The organism is Cobetia sp., from assembly GCF_983723665.1.
In genome coordinates this window covers 3,997-6,088 of sequence record NZ_CFDJES010000154.1, presented here as the reverse complement: position 1 = coordinate 6,088, position 2,092 = coordinate 3,997, and the positions used below count along the sequence as shown (strand labels likewise).

At 63.5% G+C, this 2,092-nt stretch carries 2 protein-coding genes; both read right to left on the bottom strand.

The features are described from left to right. Positions 1-139: 139 nt before the first annotated feature. Complete coding sequence (gene argE / locus AC4FAH_RS12680; RefSeq protein ID WP_279836779.1) at positions 140-1,294, bottom strand: acetylornithine deacetylase; 1,155 nt, start codon at positions 1,292-1,294, stop codon at positions 140-142. Positions 1,295-1,302: 8 nt separating this feature from the next. Next, on the bottom strand, positions 1,303-2,067 hold the full coding sequence (locus tag AC4FAH_RS12675; protein WP_279836778.1) for an ABC transporter permease: 765 nt from the start codon (positions 2,065-2,067) through the stop codon (positions 1,303-1,305). Between the last annotated feature and the right edge of the window lie 25 nt (positions 2,068-2,092).

The window sequence follows — 2,092 nt, the reverse complement described above, 5'->3', positions numbered from 1 at the left end:
CTGGTGCTGGATACGCCCCACGAGACCTCGGAGTCACGCTGACTCGATCCTGAGGGATAGATAAAAAAGCCCGCCACGTGGATCACGTGGCGGGCTTTTTTACGGCTCAAGGTCAGGGCGAAACCGTTGTTCTCAGCGCTCAATCCGCGCACTGGTGCTGCATGAGGCGCGCGAGGAAGTCACGGTATCGCTCAAGTTCCGCCATCTCGATGTATTCGTCTGCCTTGTGGGCCTGTGCGATGGAGCCCGGCCCACACACGACGGTGGAGAAGCCGCGATCCTGGAACCAGCCCGCTTCCGAGCAGAAGCCGACGCCACAGCGCTCACTCTGTCCCGTCAGGGCGAAGGCCAGCGCCTCAGCCTTGCCGTCGGGTTCCGGGGTGAGTGCCGGCACCGAGGCATAGTCCTCCAGTGTCTGGATGCGGCAGTCGGCTGAATGCTGCTGCATCTCGCGCGCCAGTTGCGCGGTGAAGTCATCGAAGCGTGCACGCACCGCGTCAGGCGGATCACTGGGCAGATTGCGCAGCTCCCAATGCAGACGAGCGTCCTTGGCGATGATATTGGGGGCATTGCCGCCCTGCATGGCGCTGACGTGCAGGGTGGAATAGGGCGGCTCGAACAGCTCTCCCCGGATGGCATTAGTGCGCAGCTCGTTTGCCGTGCGTTCGAGTTCCGAGATGATGCGCGCGGCGTAGAAGGTGGCCGAGACGCCAAGGTCTGGCCGGCTCGAATGGGCCGGGACGCCCGTCACCTCCGTGCGCCAGGAGTGCACGCCCTTGTGCGCTGACACCACGCGGCCTTGCGTCGGCTCGCCGATGATGACGGCGGCGACCTCGGGCAGTGTCTCGCGCATGTGGTCGATCAGCGGCAGGCAGCCCATGCAGGTGCTTTCTTCGTCATAGGAGAAGGCGAGATGGATCGGCCGCTTGAGAGGCGATGCGAGAAACTGCGGCACCATCGCCAGGCAAAGGCCGATGAAGCCCTTCATGTCCACCGAGCCGCGACCGTACAGGCGCCCCTCCTTGAGCGTGGCCTGGTACGGGTCCTGCGACCAGGTCTGCCCCGTGACGGGCACGGTGTCGGTGTGACCGGAAAGCACCACGCCCCCGGCGACAGGCGGCCCTATCGTCGCCAGCAGTGAGGCCTTGTCGCCTTCGGCATTCGCCAGCACGGTCGCCTGGATACCGTGCTCGGCCAGCAGGTCACGCACGAAGTGGATCAACGCCAGATTGGAGCGGTCCGACGTGGTATCGAAGGCGATGAGGCGAGTGAGGATATCGAGGGTACGTTGCATGTCAGGCCTCATGAAGCGTGGCGTTTCTCGAGTGTGCGAAAGCCGAGGGTGATCAGTCCCGCGATGACGAGATAGATCAAGGCCATCAGCAGCAGCGGCTCGTAGACGATATAGGTTTCCTGGCGGATACGCCCGAAGACGGCATAGGTATCGATGGCGGAAATGGTCGCGACCAGTGGCGTCGCCTTGAGCTGGATGATCAACTCGCCATTCAGCGTGGGCAATACCCGTTGTACGGCTCTGGGCAGCCAGATGCGCCGGAGAATGCTGAAGGGAGACATGCCCAGCGAGCGAGCCGCTTCAAGTTCGCCGCGCGGTACGCCGGCAAAGGCGCCGCGCATGATCTCGCCTTCATAACCCGCGAACGACAGGGTCAAGGCACAGAAGGCGTAGATCCACGGATCTGCCAGCACCGGCCATAACCAGCTGCCACGCAAGCCGAGAATATACGGAAACAGAGACCCCAGTCCGTAGTAGAGAATCCACAGCTGCAGCAGCAATGGGGTACCGCGAATCAGATTGCAGAACCCTCGCGCCAGCCACGCCAGCGGACGCGGCCCACGTGCCTGTGCCAGCCCCAGCGGGATGGCCAGCAGGAAGCCCGCCACACTGGTGGAGACCAGCAACAAGAGCGTCAGTAGTACGCCTTTGACGATCTCACCGCGGTACTGGGCGACCCACTCCCAGTGCATCTGGGTGCCGATCGCCACCAGGATGGCGACGACAATCGCGATCAGGATGAGGCGATGGGGCGGAAGTCTGGGCTCAGCCATGGTGGGCCCCCTTGTCCATGCGACG

What these genes read in the sequence shown, in the direction of transcription:
- argE (WP_279836779.1), bottom strand. Translation starts at nt 1,294, where the DNA reads ATGCAACGTACCCTCGATATCCTCACTCGCCTCATCGCCTTCGATACC.
- AC4FAH_RS12675 (WP_279836778.1), bottom strand. Translation starts at nt 2,067, where the DNA reads ATGGCTGAGCCCAGACTTCCGCCCCATCGCCTCATCCTGATCGCGATT.